The 25,338-nt window shown below is 58.5% G+C and carries 26 protein-coding genes and 1 tRNA gene; 21 read left to right on the forward strand and 6 right to left on the reverse strand.

Annotated features, from left to right (window positions below; translation table 11 throughout):
* The first annotated feature begins 53 nt into the window (after nucleotides 1–53).
* The 6 genes from tpiA to AC3G2C_RS09355 all read left to right on the forward strand — a co-directional run bounded on the left by tpiA (nucleotide 54) and on the right by AC3G2C_RS09355 (nucleotide 4,560).
* A complete protein-coding gene (tpiA, locus tag AC3G2C_RS09330; RefSeq protein ID WP_488384358.1) occupies nucleotides 54–803 on the forward strand; it encodes a triose-phosphate isomerase in 750 nt (249 codons plus the stop codon).
* Nucleotides 804–828: 25 nt separating this feature from the next.
* Nucleotides 829–1,275, forward strand: a complete 447-nt coding sequence (gene secG / locus AC3G2C_RS09335) for a preprotein translocase subunit SecG (RefSeq protein WP_488384359.1) — start codon at nucleotides 829–831, stop codon at nucleotides 1,273–1,275.
* An 11-nt stretch (nucleotides 1,276–1,286) separates the two neighbouring features.
* A tRNA-Leu gene (locus AC3G2C_RS09340) sits at nucleotides 1,287–1,371 on the forward strand.
* A 166-nt stretch (nucleotides 1,372–1,537) separates the two neighbouring features.
* Nucleotides 1,538–2,836 (forward strand): tyrosine-type recombinase/integrase, encoded by a 1,299-nt coding sequence (locus AC3G2C_RS09345; protein ID WP_488384360.1) that lies wholly within the window; start codon nucleotides 1,538–1,540, stop codon nucleotides 2,834–2,836.
* A gap of 365 nt (nucleotides 2,837–3,201) precedes the next feature.
* Nucleotides 3,202–3,429 carry a helix-turn-helix transcriptional regulator gene (locus tag AC3G2C_RS09350; RefSeq protein WP_488384361.1) on the forward strand — a complete coding sequence of 76 codons (228 nt, stop codon included), beginning with the start codon at nucleotides 3,202–3,204 and terminating at the stop codon, nucleotides 3,427–3,429.
* Between the two features lie 549 nt (nucleotides 3,430–3,978).
* Complete coding sequence (locus tag AC3G2C_RS09355; RefSeq protein WP_488384362.1) at nucleotides 3,979–4,560, forward strand: hypothetical protein; 582 nt, start codon at nucleotides 3,979–3,981, stop codon at nucleotides 4,558–4,560.
* A gap of 46 nt (nucleotides 4,561–4,606) precedes the next feature.
* On the opposite strand, the gene AC3G2C_RS09360 is transcribed toward AC3G2C_RS09355, so the two are convergent.
* The 4 genes from AC3G2C_RS09360 to AC3G2C_RS09375 form a co-directional block, all read right to left on the reverse strand.
* Entirely contained in the window at nucleotides 4,607–4,879 is a 273-nt protein-coding gene (locus tag AC3G2C_RS09360; protein ID WP_488384363.1) for a hypothetical protein, read from the reverse strand.
* A 795-nt stretch (nucleotides 4,880–5,674) separates the two neighbouring features.
* Nucleotides 5,675–5,977 carry a hypothetical protein gene (locus tag AC3G2C_RS09365; protein WP_488384364.1) on the reverse strand — a complete coding sequence of 101 codons (303 nt, stop codon included), beginning with the start codon at nucleotides 5,975–5,977 and terminating at the stop codon, nucleotides 5,675–5,677.
* 130 nt (nucleotides 5,978–6,107) lie between these two features.
* Nucleotides 6,108–6,518, reverse strand: a complete 411-nt coding sequence (locus tag AC3G2C_RS09370) for a hypothetical protein (protein WP_488384365.1) — start codon at nucleotides 6,516–6,518, stop codon at nucleotides 6,108–6,110.
* A gap of 298 nt (nucleotides 6,519–6,816) precedes the next feature.
* The gene (locus AC3G2C_RS09375) at nucleotides 6,817–7,056 is read right to left on the reverse strand and encodes a hypothetical protein (RefSeq protein WP_488384366.1); all 240 of its coding nucleotides are present in this window, start codon (nucleotides 7,054–7,056) and stop codon (nucleotides 6,817–6,819) included.
* A gap of 448 nt (nucleotides 7,057–7,504) precedes the next feature.
* Here AC3G2C_RS09375 and AC3G2C_RS09380 point away from each other — a divergent pair, with 448 nt between their 5' ends.
* The 14 genes from AC3G2C_RS09380 (at nucleotide 7,505) to AC3G2C_RS09445 (ending at nucleotide 23,169) form a co-directional block, all read left to right on the forward strand.
* Entirely contained in the window at nucleotides 7,505–9,403 is a 1,899-nt protein-coding gene (locus AC3G2C_RS09380) for a DUF262 domain-containing protein (RefSeq protein WP_488384367.1), read from the forward strand.
* A 157-nt stretch (nucleotides 9,404–9,560) separates the two neighbouring features.
* Complete coding sequence (locus AC3G2C_RS09385) at nucleotides 9,561–9,830, forward strand: hypothetical protein (RefSeq protein WP_488384368.1); 270 nt, start codon at nucleotides 9,561–9,563, stop codon at nucleotides 9,828–9,830.
* Nucleotides 9,831–10,294: 464 nt separating this feature from the next.
* Nucleotides 10,295–13,063: a class I SAM-dependent DNA methyltransferase gene (locus AC3G2C_RS09390; RefSeq protein WP_488384369.1), complete on the forward strand. Its 2,769-nt coding sequence runs from the start codon at nucleotides 10,295–10,297 to the stop codon at nucleotides 13,061–13,063.
* Entirely contained in the window at nucleotides 13,060–15,165 is a 2,106-nt protein-coding gene (locus tag AC3G2C_RS09395; protein WP_488384370.1) for a DEAD/DEAH box helicase, read from the forward strand. Before AC3G2C_RS09390 ends, AC3G2C_RS09395 begins: the two co-directional genes overlap by 4 nt.
* Nucleotides 15,158–16,342 carry a GIY-YIG nuclease family protein gene (locus tag AC3G2C_RS09400; protein ID WP_488384371.1) on the forward strand — a complete coding sequence of 395 codons (1,185 nt, stop codon included), beginning with the start codon at nucleotides 15,158–15,160 and terminating at the stop codon, nucleotides 16,340–16,342. The genes AC3G2C_RS09395 and AC3G2C_RS09400 overlap by 8 nt, the downstream gene beginning before the upstream one ends.
* Before the next feature lie 11 nt (nucleotides 16,343–16,353).
* The gene (locus tag AC3G2C_RS09405; protein WP_488384372.1) at nucleotides 16,354–17,160 is read left to right on the forward strand and encodes an abortive infection family protein; all 807 of its coding nucleotides are present in this window, start codon (nucleotides 16,354–16,356) and stop codon (nucleotides 17,158–17,160) included.
* A 224-nt stretch (nucleotides 17,161–17,384) separates the two neighbouring features.
* Complete coding sequence (locus AC3G2C_RS09410; protein ID WP_488384373.1) at nucleotides 17,385–17,648, forward strand: hypothetical protein; 264 nt, start codon at nucleotides 17,385–17,387, stop codon at nucleotides 17,646–17,648.
* An 88-nt stretch (nucleotides 17,649–17,736) separates the two neighbouring features.
* On the forward strand, nucleotides 17,737–19,008 hold the full coding sequence (locus tag AC3G2C_RS09415; RefSeq protein WP_488384374.1) for a hypothetical protein: 1,272 nt from the start codon (nucleotides 17,737–17,739) through the stop codon (nucleotides 19,006–19,008).
* A 190-nt stretch (nucleotides 19,009–19,198) separates the two neighbouring features.
* Complete coding sequence (locus tag AC3G2C_RS09420) at nucleotides 19,199–19,543, forward strand: hypothetical protein (RefSeq protein WP_488384375.1); 345 nt, start codon at nucleotides 19,199–19,201, stop codon at nucleotides 19,541–19,543.
* Between the two features lie 564 nt (nucleotides 19,544–20,107).
* Nucleotides 20,108–20,479, forward strand: a complete 372-nt coding sequence (locus AC3G2C_RS09425) for an integrase arm-type DNA-binding domain-containing protein (protein ID WP_488384376.1) — start codon at nucleotides 20,108–20,110, stop codon at nucleotides 20,477–20,479.
* A gap of 466 nt (nucleotides 20,480–20,945) precedes the next feature.
* Nucleotides 20,946–21,254 carry a hypothetical protein gene (locus tag AC3G2C_RS09430; protein ID WP_488384377.1) on the forward strand — a complete coding sequence of 103 codons (309 nt, stop codon included), beginning with the start codon at nucleotides 20,946–20,948 and terminating at the stop codon, nucleotides 21,252–21,254.
* Nucleotides 21,255–21,297: 43 nt separating this feature from the next.
* Nucleotides 21,298–21,483 (forward strand): hypothetical protein, encoded by a 186-nt coding sequence (locus tag AC3G2C_RS09435; protein ID WP_488384378.1) that lies wholly within the window; start codon nucleotides 21,298–21,300, stop codon nucleotides 21,481–21,483.
* A 487-nt stretch (nucleotides 21,484–21,970) separates the two neighbouring features.
* A complete protein-coding gene (locus tag AC3G2C_RS09440) occupies nucleotides 21,971–22,270 on the forward strand; it encodes a hypothetical protein (RefSeq protein ID WP_488384379.1) in 300 nt (99 codons plus the stop codon).
* Nucleotides 22,271–22,782: 512 nt separating this feature from the next.
* The gene (locus tag AC3G2C_RS09445; RefSeq protein ID WP_488384380.1) at nucleotides 22,783–23,169 is read left to right on the forward strand and encodes an MAPEG family protein; all 387 of its coding nucleotides are present in this window, start codon (nucleotides 22,783–22,785) and stop codon (nucleotides 23,167–23,169) included.
* A 101-nt stretch (nucleotides 23,170–23,270) separates the two neighbouring features.
* Here the strand turns inward: AC3G2C_RS09445 and AC3G2C_RS09450 are convergent, their stop codons facing one another.
* Nucleotides 23,271–23,468, reverse strand: coding sequence for a hypothetical protein (locus tag AC3G2C_RS09450; protein WP_488384381.1), 198 nt, complete (start codon nucleotides 23,466–23,468; stop codon nucleotides 23,271–23,273).
* 23 nt (nucleotides 23,469–23,491) lie between these two features.
* Entirely contained in the window at nucleotides 23,492–23,719 is a 228-nt protein-coding gene (locus tag AC3G2C_RS09455; RefSeq protein ID WP_488384382.1) for a hypothetical protein, read from the reverse strand.
* An 820-nt stretch (nucleotides 23,720–24,539) separates the two neighbouring features.
* On the opposite strand from AC3G2C_RS09455, the gene AC3G2C_RS09460 reads away from it, so the two are divergent.
* Nucleotides 24,540–25,337, forward strand: a complete 798-nt coding sequence (locus AC3G2C_RS09460) for an oxidoreductase (protein WP_488384383.1) — start codon at nucleotides 24,540–24,542, stop codon at nucleotides 25,335–25,337.
* The last annotated feature ends 1 nt before the right edge of the window (nucleotide 25,338 follow it).

Below are 25,338 nucleotides of genomic sequence, written 5' to 3' on the forward strand. Positions count from 1 at the left end.
CTGGCATGGTCGCCCGGTAAGCTTTCGGGTTTACTTGCAACGGATTTGAGGACATGCGCAAGAAACTTGTCGCCGGCAATTGGAAGATGCACGGCAGCCGCAGCATGGCGGTGGGCCTGGTGGGCGACATTGCGGCAGCGCTGCCCAGCGCCATCGACGTAGCGGTGTTTCCCCCGTTCCCGTACCTGGGCGAGGTGGCGAGCCAATACGCCGGTTCCGGCCTGGGTTTTGGCGGGCAGGATGTGAGCGAGCATGTCGGGCAGGGCGCCTATACGGGCGAAGTATCGGCCGCCATGTTGGCCGATGTGGGTGCCCAATGGGTATTGGTGGGCCACTCCGAGCGCCGTCAGTACCACGGCGAAACCAACGCCCTCGTCGCACGCAAGTTTGCCGCCGCACGTGCCGGCGGCCTCACGCCCATCCTGTGCGTGGGCGAAACCTTGGCGGAGCGCGAAGCCGGCCTTACCGATGCCGTCGTGGCGCGCCAGCTCAAGGCCGTTATCGAGCACAACGGCGTGCAGTGCTTCGACACGGCCGTGATTGCCTATGAGCCTGTGTGGGCCATTGGCACCGGCCACACCGCCTCGCCGGAGCAGGCGCAACAGGTTCATGCGTTCATCCGTAGCCAACTGGAAAAAGAAGATGCTATGATTGCCCGTCTGACTCGGCTGCTTTACGGCGGCAGCGTCAAAGCGGCGAATGCTGCGGACTTGTTCGCGCAGTCGGACGTAGATGGAGGGTTGATCGGCGGTGCATCGCTAACGGCCACCGATTTCCTGGGAATCTGCGCGGCGGCGCACTGAGCGCTACGGACTCATTAGAGAACCCATGTTCGTCATCTTCAGCGTTTTCTACATTCTGATCGCCGCGGCGATGATCGTGCTGATTCTGATGCAGCGCGGTGCAGGCGCGGATGCTGGCTCCGGCTTCGGCGGCGGTGCTTCCGCCACGGTGTTCGGTGCACGCGGTTCGGCCAGCTTCCTCACTCGCTCCACGGCGGTGTTGGCTGCGCTGTTCTTCGCGCTCAGCCTTGGTATGGGTATCTACCTGGGCAACCACGGTTCGACGCCGGATACCGGCAACGATCTGGGTGTGATGTCGGGGCTTGCAAACAAGCCGGCGGCAACGCAGAATTCGCAGCCCGCCGCACCGGCCAACGCGGAAATCCCGCAGGCCAGTACCCCGGCGCAGCAGGGTGAAGTGCCCAAGGCAACGGCTCCGGCCAAGCCCGCAGGCGACGTCCCCGCAGCGACCGAACCGGCAAAGAAGAACTAAGTAAGACACCTGCCCAGGTGGCGGAATTGGTAGACGCACTACCTTGAGGTGGTAGCGCCGAGAGGCGTGGGGGTTCGAGTCCCCCCTTGGGCACCAATCGAAGTTTCAGGACGTCTCAGGAAGTCTCTGAATCACACGGAACCCCGCGTAACTGCGGGGTTTTTTGTTTTTCGGAGTGTCGGGGCGTCTCAGGGAATCGCAAGTTTTTGTGTATGCTGTTGTGCATGTTCCTCAGCGTTCATGCACAAACAGGTCCCCGCAAATGCCCAAGCTCGCAAAACCCCTTACTGAACTGGAAGTTCGCAAAGCAAAGCCGCGAGAGCAGGCCTACATGCTCGCTGACGGCAAGGGCCTGTATCTCTCCGTAAGCCCGGCAGGGCTCAAGTCCTGGGTCGTACGTTTTCGTTTACCGGGAAGCAAAACTGCCACCCCGGCGACAATTGGTCACTACCCGGCCATGTCTCTCGCGGAAGCGCGGGTTAGGGCACTAGAAGCCGTGCGTGATGCGAAGGCGGGTATGGCTACGGCTGGTCTCCGCAAAGTAGTGCGGGAAGCCATTGAGGCAGACATAGCCAAGAACGATGAGCGGGCGTTGGCCGAAGCGCAGGCACGAGAGGCGCAGTTGAAGGCTGTCGCGACTAGGTGGCTTGCGGAGAATCGAAGTCGCTGGCGAAGCGAGACATTTCGGAAGGCGCGATTAGTCGTTGAGTCGTATTTCATTCCGCAGCTAGGCGACGCTGATTTGCGCACATTGCAGACCAAGGACGTCCGGCCGCTGCTGTTGGAGATGAGTAGCAAGGTGCCGCAGCTTGCAAGAAAGGCACGGCAGTATATGGGGCAGATCGTTGAGCACGCGATCAACGAGGGTTTGCGCTCTGAGGACAGCACCCTTCGTCTCGCTCGGATTTTGCCCAAGACAAAATTGGGGCACATGCCAGCAATCACGGAGAAGGAGGGCAGGCTCGGAGAGTTGATGCGCTCCATTAACGAGTACGAGAATCGTGTCGTCCGTGCTGCATTGACGTTAGTGACATTGACGGTCATGCGGCCAGGCGTGGTGGCGAGTGCGCGCTGGTCTGAGGTCGATCTTGAAAAGGCGGAGTGGGCGGTTCCTGGCATGGAGTCTGATGGAGTCACGAACCGAATGAAGACAGGCCAAGACTTCACCACTCCATTGCCAAGGCAGGCGGTTGAAGCCTTGAGGGAAATGCAGCAGCGAAGTGCGGGGACAGAGTATGTCTTCCCTCCGCAGGCGCGACAGCAGTCATCCCATTTATCGAGGGATGCTTTGAGCAAGGCCGTGCGCGAGATGGGGTTTAAGGGCGAGCACTCGCCCCACGGCTTCCGTGCCACTTGGCGCACGCTGGGGCGCGAGCGGCTGAAGATTGAAGTGGACGTGTTGGAATGTCAGCTCGCACACGCCCCCAAAAGCGAGACGGAAGCCGCGTACGCGCGTCTGAAATTTCTCGATGAGCGACGCAGAGTGCTTCAGGAATGGGCGGACTATCTCGATCGCCTGCGTGATGGTGCCGAGGTCGTGCCGTTGAAGAAATCGGCTTAGGTGAGCTGATGTTTCAACCCAGCCGGACTTGGTGTCTGAAAAATGTCCATGCGCAGCTGCAGAGTCATGGTTGTCGGTGGGGTGGGATCGTCACTACGGCAAGCATGACTACTTGGTGGAGAAGTGTGTGGTGCTGGAAAAGGTCCAACTATTAGCGAGCGGTGCAGGCGACGCAGTTGATCAATGTCATAACCGTGCCGGGTTGAAGTTTGTCGCGAGCGCCAGCTGAGCTACTTACAAGCGTATCGAGTGCGGATTGCATTTTTCCGTCGAATTAAGTGGCTGCTTACTATAATGAGACCATCTGCAACTGTCGCAGATGGTCTCAGCCTGACTGCTGGGGTCTCACACAATCAGGATCTGCTATGGCAACCACTACTGAGGCGCCGCCGAGCGCCACCCGCTTTCCCTTTCTCATGCGGATGACGGATGTAACCAAGTGCACCGGGTTGTCCCGCGCAACGATCTACCGGCTGATTAAAGACGGCCAGTTCCCGCAGAATTTTTTGATTGGCAAGTCCGCTAAGGCTTGGAAGGACGCGGATATCCGCTCCTGGATCGACGAGCGCGCGAACGCCCCTCGGATCCACTGATCCCGGCGATCTGCAGATCGTCGCCTAAATCCCCCTCCCACAACACGTGTTCGCAATCAGTGTCGTGCGCTAAGCACGGCAGCGGACTTCTGCTGTCCGAAGTTGGCGGCGGACGCGTGTTGGCGAGGGCAAACCAATACGGAGTCAGTAGTGCTTTCTGTCTCATTACCGCACTCGATGGCGAATGCGAGTGTTTTATCTAAACCGTTTTTTGTCAGTTTCTACCGTCAATCCGTTCGCACGCGGCAATCGGCGCAAGCCCTTGTCCTGATTGGGCTGAGTGACAGCCGAGTGGGTGCGCCTAGCACGCTCCCTTTAGTGTCGATAAGCAGTGAAACCGTCGAAGAACCAATGTCAGTTCCCGATACGAAGGGCTCACAAACAAGGGTGATTCGCCTGGATACCGGTAGTGTTGAACAGACGATTCGGCAGGTGCTTTTGCATAGGGATACCTATAGGCCTGACCCAGTCGTCTTCAATTACTCGTGTGTCGATATCCACGAGGGATACCTTCACTCGACTCTGTCCAGTTGGGATGGAAAGGCGGAATTGGACAAGGCGTTGATCGTTGCTAGTTCTATGTATAACAAGCACGCGATAGCTTTCAGTCTTCGCTTCAATGAAAGGAAAGGGCGCACCCTGGGTGGTGATCTGTCCAAGCTCTTCCGGACCCTTCGGAATGAGCTTGGTCCAGTGACTGACCTTGGTCCCACCATGATGACGGTCGAGCGCGATAAGAAGGGCGTGCCGCACATCCACGGAATCGTCCAGACGAACGCCGCACGCGATGATGTCCGGGCCGCCCTGAAGCCTGTCGGTGGAAAGCCGGGCAATCCTAGGTTCGTACCCCACCAGCTGAAATTGAAGTCGGTTGTGAACTCAGTGACGTGGGTGGCCTACATGACGAAGGATTTGTTGAAGCTCCAGGATCATGAGTCGGCCGAGCTGATTTATATGTCGCAGTCGGCAAGGCGGCGTGGGAAGGCGCACATCAGCGAGCTCAAGGCGCTGTCGAGGCAGAAGCTGGGGATCAACCCGGATTGGCGAGGTAAGGCCGCGTATTACGGCCAGCAGAGTGCATCGTCCATCACCGTGATGTCATCCAAGACATCCGGGATGACACGTCAGTGAGTGGCCGTCATTTTCAGGTTCCACTCGCGCAGCATGCGTTAGGTCGTCACCACTTCAGCGCCATGGTCTTGGTGATGACCTGGTGCAGTTCGGGTTGGTAGGCTTCCAGGCACATCCCCAGCAGCTGCTTCGGTTCTACGTCGATAGCTTTCGCCAGCTCCGGGATGCGTAGCAGCGGGATCTTTGTCTTTCCGGTCTTCAGCATGCTGACAATGTTGGGGGTCTCGAAGCCAACCTCGTCAGCGATTTCTCGGTGGGTTTTCCCACTGGTATGGATCTGCTTGGCGAGGAATTTGGCGACGTCCGTCATGGTTGTCATAGTGTGACTACTCTCTGTGATTTATATATCTAGATCATAGTCATCCATCTCACTAAACCCCGCCCCGGGATGAAGGACGGGTAGCACAACCTGGACATTTTGACGGGAGCGGGGAAGGGGGCGAGTTGCTGCTGAGACTCTCTGTGTGAGTCTGTGACGCTGACGAACATGCAAACTGCAAGGGGGTTGTTCGTCTGCTGTTGGATGCGCTCTGCGAGCGTTTCGTGCGTGCTGAAGCGATTGATAGCGTTCTGTCTATCAAGCGCAGTTCGTTGATCATGCCGGAAGTCGACTCTACATCGTGATCTACGAGTCAGTGCATTCCCGCATCCGTGCGCGGTGACTGCGATGCATGCTGCCCTCATGGGCGTGTGGCCGGATGGAAATGTGCGAGTTCCTCAAAGGCTCCTGCCAGCCCCTCTGCGTCTCTGGCTGGCTCCGGGGCATCATGCACTACGAGGGTATTCGCAGATCACCGGATCCGCTGAGGAGTTGCCCTGGACGCTTTGACGGGGCTCAAAAACAAAACCCCGCCGAAGCGGGGTTCGCTGTAACTGCCGCTCTGAACGGGCTCGCTACAGTCTCACGAGTCGATTGTTCCCGACATTAAGAAGGCACACTGTTCCCGTGTTCGCCTTGCTGCGTCTGCCACCCGTAGGTCTCGTCGCAGTCTCGTAGGTCCCTTGTTCCGGACGACGGGAGCATACCACTGGTGTGATTTGCGAGTCACTAACTGGGCACTATCCGATGTCAACATTGGTCGGGGTGTGCCAGGCAAGTTGGGCGAGTGCGCTGCTACTGGCTAGCGATGAACATGTCGACGAACGTGTCGTCGTTCATCGCGGCATGGGCTGCATCGTCCTCAACATCGACTTCTGGGTTTGGTTCCATGATGCCGGTTAGGTCGTAGACCGATAGTTCTAACCAGGACAGCTCATCGTCGAGCGGGGCGCCATTAGTGGCGCGATGAAAGGGGCCTAAATCCCCCCAGTGTGCTCTGTCCCTAGTAGCCCTCACACATGCATCCATCGGGTCATTGGCGTGGTCGAGATACACAATGAACCCGGTGCCGAGACAGATCACTCCATAGGTGCGCATGATGGTCGTCCTCTTCCTGTCATGAGTCGGGGTTGTGTGTGAGTAGGTGTAGATTGAACATACCGTCCCTCTGATCCCGCGTGCGTGTGACTGGCTCCGGGGCATCGAGTGCTATGAGGGTATTCGCAGCTTAAGCGCTCGCCCTATGAATGTCTGGCTTGCGCAGAACACTTCCGGTGAGGATCCAGCGCAGCAACCAGCTCAGCAAGAAGAAGATGGGCAAGAGGGCGAGTCCTATTCGCACAGCCGTAACCCCCTCATCTGCCAACCCTCGCCAGAAGGATGCCTCGTCTCGCACCCGGCGATCTTGAGCCTCCGCATTGACAGCCAACGAGACTTCCGATGAGCAGTAGTTCCGACTCCCTGTCCGCTCGACGCATTCTTTGAGCTTCGCGTCGGCAAAAGCACTGGAACGTCCGGTCTCCATCGCCTCGCTCTCTGATCTGCGTGCCCGCTCAACATTGGAAAAATACGCATAGCCACCCCACGCCACGAAGCCGATGGTGATGACGATGAGCAGCCGCCTGATGATCGCTTCCATGATCTCTCTCCTGTTCGTATCGCAAGAATATACGAATACATGGGTGCGGGTCATTTGAACTATGGAGACTCACTGGCCGATCCCCTGGTGGCCTCGTGCGCGGTCGAGACTCTCAATCACGTACTCATTGCACAGTCTGGATGCGTCCCTCGCTGGCCCAGTGAGCCCGTGGTTGGTCCCGGGGTGACGAGTGCTAGGGGTGTATTTGTGAGAGTGCGAAGCGGCCCAGGACGTATCCCAGTGGGTCGCTGACGAACGTCAGTTCTGATGCTTGCCCAGTGCATATGCACCTCAAACATCATTCGTCCGGGTCGTTCGCGTTGAGCTCCGCCATCAGCTCTGCGATGGTTCCGTGAAGCACGCTCCCGCCGCCTTCCTCCAGTTCGCGAATGGCAGCAAGCGTCTTCGCGTTGGGCGTGCGAGCACCGAATTCGCGGCACATAGGGCAGTCGAGGATGTTGGACTCGGGCTCGCAGGTGTTGGACATGGCGGTGTTGTCCGAGCGGTGCTCTGTGACTTCTTTGTATTCTTTGGTCATCGGTCGCCTCCTGCGCGTTGACGTTGTTGACGATAACACCGGAACGTAGGCGCACCATGCGTTTGCGGGCGGAAACCTCACAGAACGCTCATAGAAAACGCAATACGGAAACGCGATTTCCTCGACCGCCCCGGGAAAGCGCATTTACGACATGCCGCTTTCGGAGGGGCTTGAGGGTTATGTGTAAGGCAGAACCCGTAGTCGGCGCGTGCTGCTGCGCCAGATTAAATGTCGCGCAGGAATTTCCCGGGACGGAAACATCGAAGTCTTAGGAAAACCCTCGACCCGCCTTATGGGGAGCGCCGAAGTCAGCACTGTCCGAGCGAAGCTCCATAGAGGCGCCGGCCCCGGGCGCCGGCCTACTCCGGCGACTAGGCGTGATCTGACGAACGTCGGATGGCTGGCCGCCTGTTAGGATGAGACCAAGGCATCATTTGCAGGGGCGGACATGGAAGCACACGCGCGAGACCTCGAAAAGATTTTTGACAAGGCCATTCAGTATCAGATTCCGCTCTTCCAGCGCCCGTACGTGTGGACAGAGGACAAGGGTTGGGAGGAGCTCTGGGAGGACATCGAGGACCTGCTCAACAAGGAAATTGTGAAGGGCAAAGTTCACCCCCACTTCATGGGTGCGGTGGTGCTCGAACAGTTGGGGAATGCCACCGGTGCCGTGGAAGTGCGTCAGATCATCGACGGGCAGCAGCGTTTCACGACTCTGCAGATCGTCATGACCGTCTGCCGTGACCGGGCCCAGGCCTTGGATAGTGAAAAATACGGCGATCGCTTCGGCGACCTGGTAGGCAATCGCGCCAACCGCATCGACAGAGAGGAAGAGGCCTTCAAGGTTTGGCCGACGAACTCCGATCGCCCTGCCTATCGCCTGATCCAGGCCTGCGGCTCCGTCACCGAGCTCGAAAAGCAGTTGAAGTCCCAGCCGGCCCTGCGCAACTCCAACATCGTCGGCGCCTACGAATATTTCTCGAAGCGGTTGACCAAGTGGTTCGACAGTAAGATTGAAGGCGAGGACGGCCCGCTGGCTGATCAGCCTGACGTGGCCACGCGCCTGGAAGCCCTGTGGACCGTCATGCGTGGCAAGTTGCAGTTGGTGGTCATCGACCTCCATCAACAGGACGAAGCCCAAGTCATCTTCGAAACGATGAACAGCCTGGGTGAACCGCTGCTCCCGTCCGACCTGATTAAAAACTACCTCTTCCGCCTCGCGATGGCGGAGGACGCAGATGTTGAAAGGCTCTATGCGCAACATTGGGCTTTTTTCGACGAAAAGCCCTGGCGCGTTGAGGAGAAGCAAGGCCGCATCACCCGACCCCTGGTGGACATTTTTCTCAATCACTACCTGGCCCTGGTCACCCAGGACGACGTGAAATCCACGCATCTTTTCAATGCGTTCAAGGGCTACGTCCAGGATGAGGACAAGAAGGAGAACAAGCTCATTGGGGCCGCGAGTACGGCCGCTGAGCATATGGCTATGTTGGCGCGTTTCGGCCGCATCTACCGCGGTTGGAGCAATACCGGCGCGCATCCGCGTCTGGCTACGTTCCTCCGTCGCTTGGACGCGGTGGACACCACCACCGTTTTTCCGTTCCTGCTCATGGCGCACGATTACTTGATGCCGGAGAACCAAGATGAGTTCGACAAGGTGCTGACGGTGGTCGAATCATTCCTGGTGCGGCGGATGGTGTGTCAGTTGACGACCAAGAACTACAACAAGCTCTTTGTTGACCTGATCAAGGGCGTGGCCAAGTCTGGGGTACTCACCGCAGAGAGCGTGGGTGCGTGGTTGGCCAAGAGCAAGGCGGACAGCTTGAAGTTCCCAACCAACGAAGACTTCGGTAGCGCGATTGCTATTTATCCAATCTACAAGAACCTCAGCCAGAAGAAGGTGCGAGCGATCCTCGAAGCCGTGGATGCCTCTTTGCAAAACAAGAAATCCGAAGTTGTCCCGTTGCCAAGTGGGCTCACGATCGAGCATGTGATGCCGCAGGAGTGGGAGGAGAACTGGCCGATACCGGACAAGGTCGGCACCGACCCTGCCGTCGTGAAACTATGGAAGGAACGCCGGGAAGCCGTGCTGCAAACCCTGGGCAACCTCACCCTCATCACTGGTTCGCTGAACCCGTCCCTGAGCAATGGCCCCTGGTCCGAAAAGCGGCCGGAGCTCTTGAAGTTCAGCAAGCTCAACTTGACCCAGTATTTCCACGATGATGCGAAGGCGGCCACGTGGGATGAGGACGCCATCATCAAGCGTGGCATTGACCTAGTGGGCAAGATGCTGGACATCTGGCCGGACGTGAAACGCGCTCCCGAGCCGCAACCCGAAGCCGCTTGATCTGTAAGGGATAGGGCGGGGGCTCATCCAAACCGCCGATCTGGACTGTTGACCCTCAACTTTTTTTATCGACCCCGATTTATCTCTTACTTGGTGAACATGGGTGGGGTCTGAGGCGTCGTAATGTGGCTCCACTACCCTGACAGAGAAGTTACCCATGATTAAACGCGCCCCGGAATACTTTTCCATCTTCACCAAGAAGACACCTTGGTGGGATAAATGCCTGGACCTTCCGTCGTTCGTGCTCAACTCCTCACTCGCAGGATGCTTGGGCTACGCCGCCACCAAGCTCGGGAATGCGGCGTTCGAGCATCCCCAGTTGCAAGGCTCGTTCACTGTATCGCTCGTGGCCGGGGTTATGTTCATCCTGGCGACGTTTTGCGCAGCGATCGCTGGCAAGAAGGCGTGCCGCATCGCGGGAGACTAGTCGAGGGTTGACGCGGGGCGAGGCGGTCCTAAGGTCAGGTGAAGTCCAGACCTGATGCCGCCTATCCCTTGTTCCCGTGCTTCTGTCCTGCCGCTGCCTATCGTCCTTGGCGCCTATGCGATGCTGGTCGCCTTGATGATCTCTGCGTCCCGGAATGCACTGGGCTTGGAGCCTGGGCTCTTAGCTGGCGTCATCGCCCGCTCCTTCTGGAGATCCTTGCGGCCCCCCCCCTCGGCCCAACTGAGCCAACCCGGCCCAGGCTGCAACTGACGGGCGTCGGCCTGGCTGTGGGGCTCGCCCTGGTGCTGATCCCCAGACGGGACATCCCTGTGGCCGCTCCCTATGGGCTCCTGATCGCCGGGCCGGTGCCGTATTTTTGGATCGACGAGAGGGTAGTTGATCGCAATAATTGGGAAATGCTCGCCTGTTCGCGAGTCTCAGCCTATGGAGAGATGTGAGAAGGCATGAACGCGGTAGAGATTGAAGAAGCCCTCTCAGACCTGGCCGCTCAACCCTTTGATCCGGTTGAGTTCCCGTTTTCCTTTCTAGCGGCCCTGGGCAACAAGGAGCTGACCCTTAAACGTCTGCGCAAGGGTGATACCAACGCTTCGGATGTTCCGGGTGGCTTGTTGCAGCGCAGCAACATTCATCTGGCGGTTTGTGCCGAGGGTGACGTTCCGCTGACCCTTCGCTTGCTTCGAAACAGCGCTAAGACTGGTCAGGCCAAGGCAAAGTTCATTTTGGCCACCGATGGAGTGACACTCGAAGCCCAAGATCTGGGCAGCGACGAGGTTCTGGCCTGCGACTACCCACGTTTTGCCGATCACTTTGCGTTTTTCCTGAGTCTGGCGGGCATCTCGACCGTCAAGGAAATCAAGGAAAACCCCATCGACGTGAAGGCCACGGGGCGCCTCAACAAACTCTATGTCGAATTGCTGAAAAACAACCCCGAGTGGGCGACGGATGCGCGCCGGCCCGACATGAACCACTACATGGCGCGCCTGGTGTTTTGCTACTTCGCCGAGGACACCGACATTTTCCACGGCAGCAGCGTTTTCACGCACACCCTGGAACAGGTCACGGAGCCCGATGGCTCGAACACCCACACGGTGCTCGAAACCATCTTCAAGGCCATGAACATCCCCGCCTCCGAACGGACGGCGGCCAAGTTGCCGGCGTGGGCGGAGCGGTTCCCTTACGTCAACGGTGGCCTCTTTTCCGGGGACACCGCGGTGCCGACCTTCACCCGCACCGCGCGTTCCTATTTGCTGCGGGCCGGTGAGCTGAATTGGTCCCAGATCAATCCGGACATCTTCGGGTCAATGATCCAGGCCGTGGCCGACGACGAAGAGCGTGGCTCCCTGGGCATGCACTACACCAGCGTGCCGAACATCTTGAAAGTCTTGAATCCACTGTTCCTTGATGACCTGCGCGCGCAGTTGGAAGCAGCCGGGGACAACAAGGCCAAGCTCCTGAATTTGCGCAAGCGAATGTCGCGGATCCGAGTGTTCGACCCGGCGTGTGGCAGTGGCAATTTCCTGGTGATCGCTTACAAGCAGATGCGCGCGATCGAGGCGGAGATCAACCGTCGCCGTGGTGAACCGGATCTGCGCACGGAAATCCCTCTCACTAATTTCCGCGGCATCGAACTTCGGAACTTCCCAGCGGAGATTGCCCGTCTGGCGCTGGTCATCGCGGAGTTCCAGTGTGATGTGCTGCATCGAGGTCAGAAGGAGGCGCTCGCGGACGTTCTGCCGCTTGACTCGGAAAGTTGGATCACGTGCGGCAATGCTTTGCGGGTGGACTGGCTCAACTTGTTTCAGCCATCTGGAAGGCGTGTGCGCGTCGTCGGAGACGACCTCCTGAGTGCGCCCATGGATCAAGCCGAAGTGGACTTCGAGAACGAGGGTGGAGAGACCTACATTTGCGGAAATCCTCCCTACAAGGGGAGCAAATGGCAAACCAATGAACAGAAGGCGGATCTCGCCAACGCTTGGTGGAAGCACCCCAAGCTGGCAAAGACCACAGACTTCGTGACCGGCTGGTTTGCTCGGTTTTTCGACTATGTGGATCAAGTGCCTGAGGCAGTATGTGCGTTTGTGGCGACGAACAGTGTTTGCCAAGGCCAACAGGCCACCGAGGTATGGCCAGCGGCTTTTGAGCGAAATTGCGAAATTCGTTTCGCCCACACTTCTTTTGAATGGTCAAACCTCGCGAGCAATAACGCAGGTGTGACAGTGGTAATCGTTGGTCTTGGCAGGAAATCCAATGCCCCAAAGATGTTGTTCCAGAATGACCTTGTAAAACAATGTTCGGTGATCGGCCCTTATCTGGTTCCAGATAGTTTGGCTTACGTGCAGAAGGCAAATGCGCCGCTCGGTGAACAGTCCGTGATGTTGTTCGGAAACATGCCGCGTGATGGTGGTCATCTCTTTTTGGACAGCGATTTGGCGGCAAGGGTTGTCAATGAGGATGCGCTGGCTAGACCCTACATCAAGCACTTTGTTGGCTCCGATGAACTTATCAACGGCAGACAGCGATATTGCATTTGGATAAAAGACCATGAAGTTGAGCATGCCAAGGAAAGCGAATTTATCGCTCATCGCCTGAAGCTGGTTTCGGAAAACAGGAAGCAATCCGATGCCGAGTCAACGCGCTCATTTGCCAAACAACCGCATCGTTTCGTGCAAATTGCGGGTGAGGCGAAACAAACAGTCATCGTGGTTCCGCGGGTCTCGTCAGAAAATAGGCCCTATCTTCCCGTGGGTTATCTAACCTCCAATTTCGTCGTGGGCGATCGAAATTTTGCTCTTTATGATGCTCCCCTGTGGAACCTCGCGCTTATTGCTTCACGATTGCACTGGGTTTGGATTGGCACTGTTTGTGTTCGAATGAGGAACGACTTCTCCTACTCGAATACCCTGGGCTGGAACACCTTTCCGGTGCCCGCCCTCACGGACCAGCAAAAAGCCGATCTGACCGAGTGTGCCCAGGACATCCTCCTGGCGCGCGAGGCGCACTTCCCCAAGACGATTGCGGACCTCTACGACCCGGAGGATATGCCTCTGGATCTGAGACGGGCCCATGAGAAAAATGACGAGGTTTTGGAGCGCATCTACATCGGCCGCCGGTTCCGCAACGACACAGAGCGGCTGGAAAAACTCTTTGACCTCTACACCAAGTTGACCACGGACCAGGACAAAACCAAAAAGAAGGGGGCGAAAGTCAAATGAGCACGGACAGCAATCCGACCAACCAGCGCACGGTCCCGTCGGTTTCCATCACTACGGCGCGCACGGGTGCGTCGAGCAAAGTGGACCACTATGGGATGCGCCCTATGCAGGCGCGCGCCTTTGCTAAACGTGGCGAGCAATACCTCCTGATCAAGTCGCCGCCGGCCTCCGGCAAGTCTCGCGCTTTGATGTTCATTGCCTTGGACAAGGTCCAGAACCAAGGGCTGAAACAGGCGATCATCGTGGTGCCTGAACGCTCGATTGGCGGCAGCTTCGCGGATGAGCCGCTCACCAAGTTCGGCTTTTGGGCGGACTGGGTGGTTCGCCCTCAGTGGAATCTGTGCAACGCTCCCGGCGAGGACAACGGCAAGGTCGCCAAGTCCAAGATCAAGGCTGTGGGCGAGTTCCTCGCGAGCTCAGACACAGTTCTGGTTTGCACCCATGCCACCTTCCGCTTCGCCGTGGAGGAATACGGCATTGAAGCCTTCGATCAGCGTTTGATCGCCATTGACGAGTTCCATCACGTCAGCAGCAACCCCGATAACAAGCTGGGCAGCCAGCTGACGCAGTTGATTGAGAAGGGATTGGCCCATGTCGTGGCCATGACCGGTTCCTATTTCCGCGGCGACACGGTTGCGGTGTTGTCGCCCACTGATGAAGAACGGTTCGAAACGGTCACCTACACCTATTACGAGCAGCTTAACGGCTACACGTATTTGAAATCCCTGGACATCGGCTACTTCTTCTACACGGGTCGTTACATCGACGCGGTGATGAAAGTTCTGGATCCGGCCCTCAAAACCATCATCCACATCCCCAACGTCAATGCGCGCGAGAGTTTGAAAGATAAGCACCGCGAAGTGGAAGACATCATGGGCCTCATGGGCACCTGGGTTGGGCAGGATGAGGTCACCGGATTCCACCGCATCCAGTTGCAGGACGGTCGCATTCTGAAAGTGGCCGACCTGGTGGATGACAGCGATGCGGGGCACCGCTCCAAGGTCCTCAACGCCTTGAAAGATCCCACGCAGAAGGACAACCGGGATCACGTGGACGTGATCATTGCGCTGGGCATGGCGAAGGAAGGGTTTGACTGGATTTGGTGCGAACACGCGCTGACCATCGGCTATCGCAGCAGCCTCACCGAGATTGTGCAAATCATCGGCCGTGCCACGCGCGATGCGCCAGGCAAGGAGCGTTCGCGCTTCACCAACTTGATTGCGGAGCCCACCGCCGACGAAGCCACGGTGGTGGATGCGGTGAACGACACCCTCAAAGCCATCGCAGCCAGCTTGCTCATGGAGCAGGTCCTGGCGCCGCGCTTCGAATTCACCCCGAAGAACCAAGGTCCCAAGGAAGGGTTTGAATACGGGGAGGGCGGTTACCAGGACGGGAAAATCAACGTCGGCGTAAACAACAGGACCGGCGAGGTCCACGTTGAGATTAACGGCTTGGTCACCCCTAAGACCCCCGAAGCGCAGCGCATCTGCAAAGAGGATTTAAACGAGGTGATCACCACGTTCATTCAGGACAAGAGCGCCCTGGAACGCGGCCTTTTCGACAAGGAAAACACCTTGCCGGAAGAGATCACCCAGGTGGCGATGGGGAAGATCGTGCGCGATCGTTACCCCAACCTCAGCGACGAAGACCAGGAGGCCGTGCGCCAACACGCCATCGCGGTGCTGAATGTCACCCAGCAGGCGAAGCAGCAGCTGGCCGAAGGGGATGCCAAGGGTGAGCAAGGCAACACGTCGCTGATTGAAGGGGTGAGGAAGTTCGTCAACGTGCGCGACCTGGACATCGACCTCATTGACCGCATCAACCCCTTCGATGCCGCCTATGCCGTCTTGGCGAAAGCGATGGATGAAAAGATCCTGCGTCAGGTGCAGGCGAGCATCGCCGGCAAGCGCGTGGCCATTTCGTTTGAAGACGCCCGTGACCTGACAAAGCGCGCCGCGCTGTTTAAGAGCGAAAAGGGGCGCCTGCCGGACATCAACTCCCCCGACGCCTGGGAACGGAAGATGGCAGAGGGCGTCGCCGCCTTTCTTCGTTACAAGGCACAAGAGAAGGCCGCAGAGGCCAAGGTAGGGGCGAATGGCTAATCAGGAAGACGATGACCTCCTGGCCGAGCTGGGCCTAGAAATCACGCCGATCAAGGCCAGTGCGCACACACCGCAGGAGGAGCGCATCCTGGCGGGTTTCGAGGACATCCTTCGTTTTGTCGAAACCCACGGCCGTGCGCCCGAACATGGCGAGGGTCGGGACATTTTCGAACGACTCTATGCCGTGCGCCTTGATCGCTTGCGCGCCATGACCCAGGTGCACGCATTGTTGGCGCCCCTCGATACTCTGGGCCTCCTTTCCGAGGCTCCGCATGTATTGGCCCCCGAGCAAGTAGAGGCGCTGGACGATGACTCATTGCTGGCTGAACTCGGGATCGGGGGAGGGGATGACATCACCCAACTCCGCAACGTGCGGACCTTCGAGGAGCGCAAGGTCGCCGAGGACATCGCGAACCGCACCCGGTGCGAAGACTTCGATCAGTTCCAGCCCCTTTTCGAACAGGCCGAGCGTGAATTGAAATCAGGCGCACGCAAAACGATCAGGTTCCGCAAGGACGCCAGCGTTGAAGTGGGCAACTTTTTCATCCTGGGTGGGCAAACTGTTTATGTCGCCGCAATGGACGAAGGTTTCCGCACGCCCAACGGAACCCCCGATGCACGGATGCGGGTGATCTATTCCAACGGCACCGAAAGTGACCTGTTGCAGCGCTCCCTGCAACGCGCGCTCTACAAAGACAACACCGGCCGGCGCATCACTGATGCGGACATGGACGCCGGTCCCCTGTTTGGCGATGCAGAGGAATCGGAGGACAACGCCAGCGGCACCATTTATGTGTTGCGGAGCCTGTCGGATGATCCCTTCATTGCCGAGCACCGCAAGACGATCCACAAAATCGGCATCACGGGAGGTAAGGTCGAAACGCGCATCGCCAACGCGGTGAACGATGCCACTTACCTCCTGGCCAAGGTCGAAGTGGTGGCCACCTACAAGTTGTCGAACATCAACCGCGTGAAGATGGAAAACTTGTTCCACAAACTCTTCGCCGCGGCCCAGCTCGACATCACCCTCCCGGACCGTTTCGGCAAACCATTTCGTCCGAGGGAATGGTTCGTCGTGCCCCTCCCGGTCATTGATGAAGCGGTCCAGCGGATCCGCGATGGCTCGATCACCCGGGTGGTGTATGACCCACAAACCGCGAGCCTGAATCCGATCTAAGGGGCGCTGAGATGTCCGATCTGACTGCAAAGGAACGCAGAGCGCTCGAAGCTTTTCTGGGCATGAGCGGGGGTTATGTACTGAATTTCAGCGATCGGACCTTCGCACGGTTTTTCGCCGAAGAAGTGGATCGTGACATTGACGATCCACGCTTCCGAATCCAGAGCGGTTCCAAGGCTTGGCGGATGCGCGCCTTTTGGGATCAAGAAGACAACTGGGTGGTGGCCAAGTGCCTTGCCGGGTTGCTCCAAGTGGCCAGAGATGAGAGCTGGCCAACGGTGAGCGACGAAATGATGGTCACGAGATACCAGACGGTGCTCACCCGGCTTTCCGCTGATCAGCCCGTTGCCGATCTAGCTGCCATCGCGGCCGAACCCGATGACCGTGATTTCGAAGCCGTGGCCAAGGCCGCGCGCGAGGCAATCGAGAAGAACCAGCCCGAAGCGGGCCTCGATCGCCTGCACACCTTCGTCGTGAAATTCTTCCGGAAGCTGTGCGATGACCATGATTTGAAGTTGGATCGCAACGTCCCGTTGAATGGCCTGGTCGGCGCTTACGTGAAGGTCCTGAAAGAGCAGGGCAAGATCGGCTCCGACATGGCCGAGCGCATCCTGAAATCGAGCATCGCTCACTTCGAAGCCTTCAATCACGTCCGCAACAATCACTCGATGGCCCACGACAACACCATCCTGGGCTACGACGAGGCACTGCTGATTTTCAGCCACGTTGCCAGCACGGTGCGTTTCATCAAGGCCTTGGAAGCGCGATGGGCGCCTGGGCCGGACACCGTTTCTCCGGTGAACCGGGCGCGCTTCTGATGGCCTGCCGAAAAGTCTCAGCCTCTGAGAGCTGGCCTTCGTAGCCTCTGATTGAACGGCGCCCACAGGGGGCGCCGGATCATCAGGAGCTCGACATGTTCAAGGTCATTGGTGCGGTGGTGGTTTACGGTTTTGCGTTGCTGGGCCTGGCTAAATACCTGGAAAGCACCCATTCGAACGCGTGATGGGGGTTGGGCGAACCAGGGGAACGAAGGCAGTCAGGCATGAAGCCCAACCGGATTTTCAAGACTACCGAAACACCGTTTCCCGCCGTGGATGCGGTGTTGAATCATGGCTTCGCAGCCATCGATCACGACACCAGCCTCGCGCTTCCCTTCGGCAAGCGGGTGGTCGAGGCGTTGAAGCCCTACGACATCGAGCCCCACCTGGACTTCGTGGCGGATTTCTATGTCGTGGTGGATCTCTGCCGGTTTCCGCTCAGTGAGCGGAAGGGGCGGCTGACCGAGGCCATCCAGGCCCTGACTTAGATGCCCACCGTGGGTGAAAGCGGCGACGTTCTTGACGATAATGGCTGTGCAACATCACATGGACCGTCAATCCCACAGGGGGGGATGCATGTTGATCCAACCAGTTCTTGAAGCCGCGGTGCCCGCCGCGGCCGTCGCGCTCATTGGTGGCATTTGGTGGTTGCGACGCCAAAAGGGCGCCAACCGGATCGAGCCCGAGGCGACTCGAGAGGTCCAAGCCATTGCGGTGGTGCTGCCGGATCCAGAGATGGCGTCCCGCATCATCGTGGGTGTCAGTCCCGACCAGCCCGCCTTCGAGCTGGCCCTTTCCCAGGACGACGAGGCCTTCGAGCGGGCGACGCCAATGCCCACCCAAGGTGGCCTTGGCTTGATGAGCCGCATGAGCGCGTGCTTGCAGGCAGTGCCTTCCCTCCTGGTGCAGCAGGCACACCAGGGGCGGCACCTGATGGAGGTCGCTATCAACAGCCCTTTGGCCAATGCGGCGAACGGCAATCACTTCCTGCCGTTTGCCCAGGGTGCGAATGGCAAGATCATTGAACAGGCCAAGCTCTTCAAGCCCGAAGGTCTGAGCTCGCTGGTCAATGCCTCCGCGGTCTGGCAGGTCGCGTCCGTGGTGGTCGCCCAGAAACACCTGGCCGACATCTCCGCCAAGCTCGATGAGATCAAGCAGGGCATCGAAGACATCAAGGGCCTGTTCCAGGACACGCTGGACGGTGACATTGCGGGAACCCACACCTACTTACGCGCGGTCGCCCGAGCCTTTGAATTAGGTGACGTCCCCAAGTTTGCACGTATCGAGCTGGAAACCTGCCGACGGGATTTGCTGAAAAGCGAAAAAGCGTTGATGAAGATGTTCGAGCACAGGCTCGAACAGGTGGTCGAGCACAAGGAAGCCCTTGGCACCGAGGATTTGCTCAACGACACGGTGCGCCGTTACAGCGAGCTCGACAAGATCACCGCCAGCCTCGTGACGTGCTTCAAGACCGAAGCCTTGGCCTGGCATGTGCTGTCCCTGTTTCCGGACGAAGAAATCACTGCGCAGGTGTGGAAAGAACAGACTCTGGAGAGCATGGCGACGTTCTCGCGCATGCAGGACAAGATCAAAGCCACCGCCAACACCGACGTGGGCCGCTTCAAGTCGTGGTTCAACTGGGAATCGACCTTGGAAGCGCGGCGCGGTGCCGTTCTGATTGTGGCCGAGAAATCATCGAAGGCCGTCGCCCATGCCACGTCTCTGGTCAAATCCGGAATGGAGCAGGCAACGCTGATGCTGGAACACAACAATGACCCCATCCGCCTGGGCATTGAAATCATCAACGGCCAGATCCAACAGGTTCGCGTGATGGCTTTACCGCTATGACCTCACTGTGCTGAAAAGCGTGCCCATGCCAACCTTCTACCGCCGCTTCTCGGTGCGTGGGCTTGAATCATGCGTGACACACTTGGTACGAGATCCGGACGCTTCCTGGGCTTCCTGAACTTCCAGGCCGACAGCGATGCGATCTCGCTTTAGCTTTGAGTGAACTTCAACTCATTGCTGCGAGGTGTGAATGGCTGTGCATCACTTGATTTCAATCAACGAAGACCAGCTCCGGAATTGGCGCGGTGATCATGACGAGCTTCTCCGCAATGTCGGGTCGGCAGTCGTTCTGGCTTGCTTGGATCCCTCATCGCAGCACGTGACCATTCGTGACGCCACATTGGATTCGACAAGCGGGGGCGAAGGCTCGTCCATCAGCGTCAGTCATATCGATGAGCATGAAGGGGCAGACTTCGCCGTCTGGGCGTGGGCTGCTGGCGATGAGGTTGGCCTGGCGAACCTGGCTGATGGAGATCTTGAGACGCTGGGCAAGCTGGTGGCGGCTGTCCGGCGGAGCAGGGCGGAGATTGGGTGATGAGGTTGCCCGTGTCCAGGGTCGCTTGATGCCGATTGCGGAGCTTGATGACTGGCGGCGGGAAGATGGCATCCAAGTACATGAGATGCATGGCGACGCAGCGCGGATGAGGATCGTCCACAGATGGGCGGTTCGATATGATGCCCGCATAGGGACTCGAATAGTCACCGCGCCCTCTGCTTTACGTGAGTGGCGCGAACGGCAAGTGCGCCAGCTTGTGCATGTATATGTGCATGAAGCTAGTGATCCCTAAATGGAATGTCTTATTTATCAACGAATTAGAATTTCTATTGGGTCTCCCCTTGGCACCAATAACGAGTTTCAGCGAGTCTCACTGGAATTCAAAAGATCAAAGAAACCCGCTATTTAGCGGGTTTTTTTGTGTCTTTTCTATTCCTAGGCGTCCCAGGATGGCTCCCTAGAGCCGACGGTATCAGGCGGCATTTTTGTCGGTATGTGCGTAAGATATTGCGCCATACCCAGGGAAGATACCGTCACTGCTGACCGACACAGCCATCCGCAAAGCTAAACCCGCAGACAAGCCTTTCAAGCTGACAGATGCCGGTGGCATATGTGCTCGTGAAGCCGGGCGGTAGCTGCTATTGGCGACTCGGCTATCGGCATGCGGGTAAGCGAAAGACGCTGGCGCTCGGGGTCTACCCAATCGTCACGCTAGCCGATGCAAGGCAGCGCCGGGATGATGCCAAGCGGCTGTTGTCGCAAGGCCTAGATCCGGGTGCGCAGCGCAAGGAGAGCAAGCTAGCCCAGGCTGCTGCAGCGGCCCTTAAGGTCGACACCTTCGAAGCCGTGGCGAAGGCATGGATGGCGAGGCAAGAGGTTGCTGAAGTCACCGCGAACAAGACTCGATGGATCATGGAGACGTTTTTGTTCGGAGATCGTGCCCGTCGGGAACTGAAGTTGATGGGGATCGAGTAGCTCCCTTTGGCGTTCGCAATAGAAGCCGATCCTGATGGCCGCTTGCGTATGCATGGGTGCCTTGCCTGTCCGACCAGCGATATGAAAGGAATGCAGCCAAATGAGGTTGTAAGGCTGGCTCCGAGGCGAGCCGGAGGCGAGTGGGGCGATGGGTCAAGGTATGCGGGCTGTGGTCATCAACTTGATATGCGCCCATTGACCGACGCGTCAGGCTGGGCCGCTTATATGCTCAAGACCTACGGCGCGCAGGACGCCGGCTGTATATATCGGTCGACTCGCAGAGCGATTGGGTAACGATGCGCTCATTAGGCTCGGGCGCTCTGCCAATAGCGCCGGCCTTACCTTGGCGCCGAGAGATCCCGAAAGCCTTCGTGCCAGTTGGTTGGCAACGCCCCCACATGGGGTTGGACTGATCGATCCCTATGATCGCGATCCTCAGAATCATTTTGCGTTTGCTGGACCATTGATGTTCGGTTTGCCCGGTGACGACGACGCACGGATCACTGAAGAGATATTGAAGCTCAATCGCGCGGCCTTGGTTGAGCGTCGCGCAGAAAAGCTTAGGTTGCTGCGAGATCAGGTCGAAGTGGCTTTTCGTGCGCCGGAAGCGCTTCGCGAGGTCCTGACGCAGGGGCTGAGAGCGGAGATTGCGAGGGACGTGGAATTTTCGGCAATGGCTTCAGCTTTTCTCCAGCAATGGCTGGGGCAGGCCGAGGCGCTAGCGGGCAGGTTGCCGCTGGAGTTTGGGCAAGGCATGCGACACAGCGCCAAATAGGGCGTATGGTGGATCTTCCGCCCCAAACAAAGCAGGCCATTCCATGAAGGGTCCGAACGAGCCGCTGTCGGCCGAGGCGATTCACTCGCTCTATGCAGGCAAGAAGGCGCAAGTCTTTGTAAGAGACGACAAAAAGTTCAAGTCCACCAGTCAGTTCGACCGCGATCCCGCCCACACGGGGCAAGCCCCGGCTGCGCCCAAGGCGGAGAAAGGGCCGTTTCGGCGTTGAGACTTTTTCCTAGTCGGTGTGCGTGGATGCTCGGTACACCGGCACAAATGGCAAGCTCACTCGGTTGAATGCGCTCGGTGAGCTGCCCCTTGCGGGCGTGTCACCCGGACGCGCGCCGCCATGCACAAGAAGGCCGCCGAAAGGCGGCTTTTTTGTGAGCGGCATGCCATGTTTCAACTGGCCGCGCGCCGCCACTCCGTTGCGATGGCGCGGGGCAGGTGTGAGATTGTGCGCCGAGTTGCTGCTATCTGAGGTTGCACTGCGCGCGTACCGCGTTCGGTGGCATCAACGCGGTTCGTTACCAATGGGCGATGGACTGCAACGTATGGTTGAGTCGGCTAGGTTAGTTCTTCTGGTGGCGTTGCTGTCGGGCTGTGCGACACATGGTGGTGCGGCCCCTGGTCCCATCGCAAAACGTGTGGCTAGTTTGGTTGACGCTACCACTCGCAGCGGCAGCGAGGCCCGAGCCTTCACGGAGCTGGAATCCATGGGTGATTCCGCCGTTCCTTATCTCATTGGTCATTTGGGCGACGCTCGGCCTTTGCCGGTGGGGCAGATTAGCCTTGCCAATAGGTCGCCCGATGCTTTCGAGGGTGTGAGGCATTACAGCCCCAAAGTCGTTCACGATGCGCTATCTGCCATCTTGAATCAGCTCACCGGGCGCAGCTTTGTGTTTGTGTACAACGGCTCAGATGCAGCGGAGCGCGAGACGGACCGAAAGCAATGGCAAGCGTGGTGCATCGAGGCCTTTCCGGAGAAAGCTGCGATTTGTCGTGGCGCGTTGTGACTCGGCATCTAGTTGACGTGGAGTGCGTGCGCGTGGCGGTGTGTAGCCCACGCCCCCGCATTCAGTAGCGCAGGTGTCGAAGCAGGGCGGTTTCCCCGGTGGTGCGACTGTGGAACAGTCAGTTTTTGGTATCCATGTACAAGAAGGCCGCTGAAGAGCGGCCTTTTTCTTACGTCCGCTTTGCGGTTGGCCGAATCAACTCGCGCCGCGAATGCGCTGCACAGCATGGAATGCGAAGAGCCCACCAATCGCCGGAGTGTGGCTGACGCGTGATCGGTCGTACCAAGGCGTTGTGTTAGCGGCGTCGGCCCACGTTTGGGCGTGTCAGATTCCATGCTCTGTACAGCATACTTGGCGGTGGTCACGGCGACCCGGTCGGCCTGTTGATGGCATCGGGCATTCCACTCAAGAAGATATCCAGAAGCTGCCCTGACTTGCTCAGCCATTGCCATGTGACTTTTGCGATGGCACTAAGCTTGGGTCGCGCTTCGTGGGGACATTAAGGAACAACGTTGCAAATCACTGGGTTCTACGTCGCTTTAGCGCTGCTGTTGGTCATTGTGCTGTCGTTCCGCGTGGTGCTTCGGCGTTGGAAGGTGCGGGTCGGCCTTGGTGATGGCGAAGACATGGAGTTGCGTAAGCGCATTCGCGCTCATGGCAATGCGGTCGAATACCTTCCGCTGGGCCTTTTGGGGTTGCTGGCCTTGGAGCTTGGGGGCAGCGATGCCGCCGTGTTGCATGCCTGCGGTGGAACCTTCATTTTTTCGCGCGTAGTGCACGCCATGGGTCTGTCGAGAAAAAGCGGCGTGTCCGTTGGGCGCGAGCTTGGCATGCCCTTAACGTGGCTCGTCATGATGGTTATGGCCTATTTCCTTATAGCCATGCCGCGACATAGTTAAGCTGGCCTCGTTGCAAGTTGCCAGCGTATGTGCGGCCACTCTTGCTCTGCGTTAACTGCATTCCATAGCGAGGCAATGTGGAGCCTTTGAAAGGCGCTGGCTCACCAACGATCCGGTGAGCGGCGGCTATGGCGCCCGGCGTGTTGCTTGACGCTCATGTATCGAAGCGTGGTAGCGGCGGCGACGATGCCTATCGAGCTTGCTGCGATGGCGAGAGCGGTGTGTATATAAAGCAGGTTCGCAAAGAGGATGCCTGCGGCAGCGAGTATGGCGAACGCTGCGAGAAGGGACTTGATCATGGCTACGCTTCCGCTTGTTCTCGTTACGTTGATCGGCCATGTCTACGGCCAAGCCCATAGGAGGCGATCAGCGCGCACAGCGTGCCCGTGATGGAGGATGTGAGCAGCGAAAGAAGCAGCGTTTCGCGGCTCGTCGTGCCGTCGTCAAGAACGTAGATCGCGTAATGGAGGCCGCACATGGCCGGCACGATGGCGGCTGTTATTAACGCGAATATCTGTTGCACAGATGCCTTCTTGCGGGGTCGGTTCATGGCTCGTCCTTGGTGGGGAGAGTTGAAGGGCGGGGCGCTTTTGGTGCTTTGCGTGTTCGCTCGCGCCTTCTCGAAGAGAGGGCGCGGTCGGCGGTGTCAGCGAACGTGTCGAGCCGTGTTAGTGGCTCGTGGTTTGGGGGTATTTCGTGGGGGTTTCTTGCGATGCGGGAGGCAGTTGCAACATAACCATCGCGGGCTTTGAGCAGCATCGGACGATGCCCAAATCGAACGTGGTCGGCGCGTTGGTAAAGGTTTTCATCTTCATGGAGCACCCGGGCGAACGGTCTATGGCCCGTTGGTTTGGCGCTTGCGGTAATTCGCCCTCAGTGCGCGGGGCTGGCCCAAGCTACGGCTGGACGCGTGTTGGTTGTCGCCGTGCTTTGGTCAGCCGCATCTCGTCAATGTGCAGCGCGGCTGCACTTGTTACGGGGCTGCTTGGGTCGACTGATCTGAGGCTTGCGCGCCGTGCGGTACGGGTTGCCGGTGGCCTTGGGCGCGCAGATTGTTCGTGTGACGGTGCGGGCGCCGCCTGGTGTAGATCCCAGGCTGGCTAACCATCAAACCCCGCTCGCGTTGAACACTCCCCCTGATACTCACAAAGTGCAGCCAATCATGATTGGCCAGGAGCGTCCGTCGAGCCTTCTCAATTGGGCGGGTTCAGATCCGAGGCAGGCGGTGGGGCGCTGAAATGTTGTGACCCATGCCAGGATCGCGCTGGCACCTTTGGCGAGCGGATTGGCGCCATCCGCTAGTTACGTGGCGCGTGATGCGGCCCAAAGTGGCATCACATTCCCAACGGGCGCAGCCCAAGGTTTCAACCATGAGCATCATCCTCGTCACTGGTGCGTCGTCCGGCATTGGCAAAGCCACTGCGCGTAGCCTGCTGATGCAAGGGCATACGGTTTACGTCGCGGCGCGACGCGTGGAGGCCATGCAAGATCTGGAGGCACTAGGTGCTATTCCGCTTCGCATGGACATCACCAAGGAGGCCGATATTGCAGCCGTGGTGGAACGTATCCAACAGAAGCATGGTGCGTTGGACGTACTGGTGAATAACGCCGGCTATGCCATCTACGGTTCGGTCGAGGAGACCGTCCTGGACGACGCGCGGGCGCAATTTGAGGTCAATCCGTTCGGCCTGGCCCGCCTGACCCAACTGCTGATTCCGGCCATGCGAGAGCGGGGGCGTGGCGCCATCGTCAACGTCTCGTCGATGGGCGGCAAGATCTACACCCCGCTGGGTGCCTGGTACCACGCAACCAAGCACGCGCTGGAGGGCTGGAGCGATGCGCTGCGGATCGAGCTGAAGCCGTTCGGCATTGACGTGGTGGTGATTGAGCCGGGCATTATCGCCACGGAGTTTGGTGACGTGATGACCCAGCCGATGCTGGACCGCTCCGGCCATGGCCCCTACGGCAAGCTGGCGCACGCCATCGCAGGAGCCAAGGCGCCGATGTCGCAGCCAACCGTGGTGGCAGAGGCCATTGCCCGCGCCGTGCGGGCGCGTCGCCCAAAGACACGCTACGTGGTCGGCAACTTGGCGAGGCCTTTGATGTTCGTGCGCAAATTCTTCGGCGATCGCGTCTATGATCGCCTGATCATGAGCCAGCTCAGCTGAC

Source organism: Frateuria sp. sgz306004 (assembly GCF_057750885.1).

Excerpts from the sequence above, each read along its gene's own strand:
- tpiA (WP_488384358.1), top strand. The coding sequence starts at position 54 with ATGCGCAAGAAACTTGTCGCCGGCAATTGGAAGATGCACGGCAGCCGC.
- secG (WP_488384359.1), top strand. The coding sequence starts at position 829 with ATGTTCGTCATCTTCAGCGTTTTCTACATTCTGATCGCCGCGGCGATG.
- AC3G2C_RS09345 (WP_488384360.1), top strand. The coding sequence starts at position 1,538 with ATGCCCAAGCTCGCAAAACCCCTTACTGAACTGGAAGTTCGCAAAGCA.
- AC3G2C_RS09350 (WP_488384361.1), top strand. The coding sequence starts at position 3,202 with ATGGCAACCACTACTGAGGCGCCGCCGAGCGCCACCCGCTTTCCCTTT.
- AC3G2C_RS09360 (WP_488384363.1), bottom strand. The coding sequence starts at position 4,879 with ATGACAACCATGACGGACGTCGCCAAATTCCTCGCCAAGCAGATCCAT.
- AC3G2C_RS09365 (WP_488384364.1), bottom strand. The coding sequence starts at position 5,977 with ATGCGCACCTATGGAGTGATCTGTCTCGGCACCGGGTTCATTGTGTAT.
- AC3G2C_RS09370 (WP_488384365.1), bottom strand. The coding sequence starts at position 6,518 with ATGGAAGCGATCATCAGGCGGCTGCTCATCGTCATCACCATCGGCTTC.
- AC3G2C_RS09375 (WP_488384366.1), bottom strand. The coding sequence starts at position 7,056 with ATGACCAAAGAATACAAAGAAGTCACAGAGCACCGCTCGGACAACACC.
- AC3G2C_RS09380 (WP_488384367.1), top strand. The coding sequence starts at position 7,505 with ATGGAAGCACACGCGCGAGACCTCGAAAAGATTTTTGACAAGGCCATT.
- AC3G2C_RS09385 (WP_488384368.1), top strand. The coding sequence starts at position 9,561 with ATGATTAAACGCGCCCCGGAATACTTTTCCATCTTCACCAAGAAGACA.
- AC3G2C_RS09390 (WP_488384369.1), top strand. The coding sequence starts at position 10,295 with ATGAACGCGGTAGAGATTGAAGAAGCCCTCTCAGACCTGGCCGCTCAA.
- AC3G2C_RS09395 (WP_488384370.1), top strand. The coding sequence starts at position 13,060 with ATGAGCACGGACAGCAATCCGACCAACCAGCGCACGGTCCCGTCGGTT.
- AC3G2C_RS09400 (WP_488384371.1), top strand. The coding sequence starts at position 15,158 with ATGGCTAATCAGGAAGACGATGACCTCCTGGCCGAGCTGGGCCTAGAA.
- AC3G2C_RS09405 (WP_488384372.1), top strand. The coding sequence starts at position 16,354 with ATGTCCGATCTGACTGCAAAGGAACGCAGAGCGCTCGAAGCTTTTCTG.
- AC3G2C_RS09410 (WP_488384373.1), top strand. The coding sequence starts at position 17,385 with ATGAAGCCCAACCGGATTTTCAAGACTACCGAAACACCGTTTCCCGCC.
- AC3G2C_RS09415 (WP_488384374.1), top strand. The coding sequence starts at position 17,737 with ATGTTGATCCAACCAGTTCTTGAAGCCGCGGTGCCCGCCGCGGCCGTC.
- AC3G2C_RS09420 (WP_488384375.1), top strand. The coding sequence starts at position 19,199 with ATGGCTGTGCATCACTTGATTTCAATCAACGAAGACCAGCTCCGGAAT.
- AC3G2C_RS09430 (WP_488384377.1), top strand. The coding sequence starts at position 20,946 with ATGTTCGGTTTGCCCGGTGACGACGACGCACGGATCACTGAAGAGATA.
- AC3G2C_RS09435 (WP_488384378.1), top strand. The coding sequence starts at position 21,298 with ATGAAGGGTCCGAACGAGCCGCTGTCGGCCGAGGCGATTCACTCGCTC.
- AC3G2C_RS09440 (WP_488384379.1), top strand. The coding sequence starts at position 21,971 with ATGGGTGATTCCGCCGTTCCTTATCTCATTGGTCATTTGGGCGACGCT.
- AC3G2C_RS09450 (WP_488384381.1), bottom strand. The coding sequence starts at position 23,468 with ATGATCAAGTCCCTTCTCGCAGCGTTCGCCATACTCGCTGCCGCAGGC.
- AC3G2C_RS09455 (WP_488384382.1), bottom strand. The coding sequence starts at position 23,719 with ATGAACCGACCCCGCAAGAAGGCATCTGTGCAACAGATATTCGCGTTA.
- AC3G2C_RS09460 (WP_488384383.1), top strand. The coding sequence starts at position 24,540 with ATGAGCATCATCCTCGTCACTGGTGCGTCGTCCGGCATTGGCAAAGCC.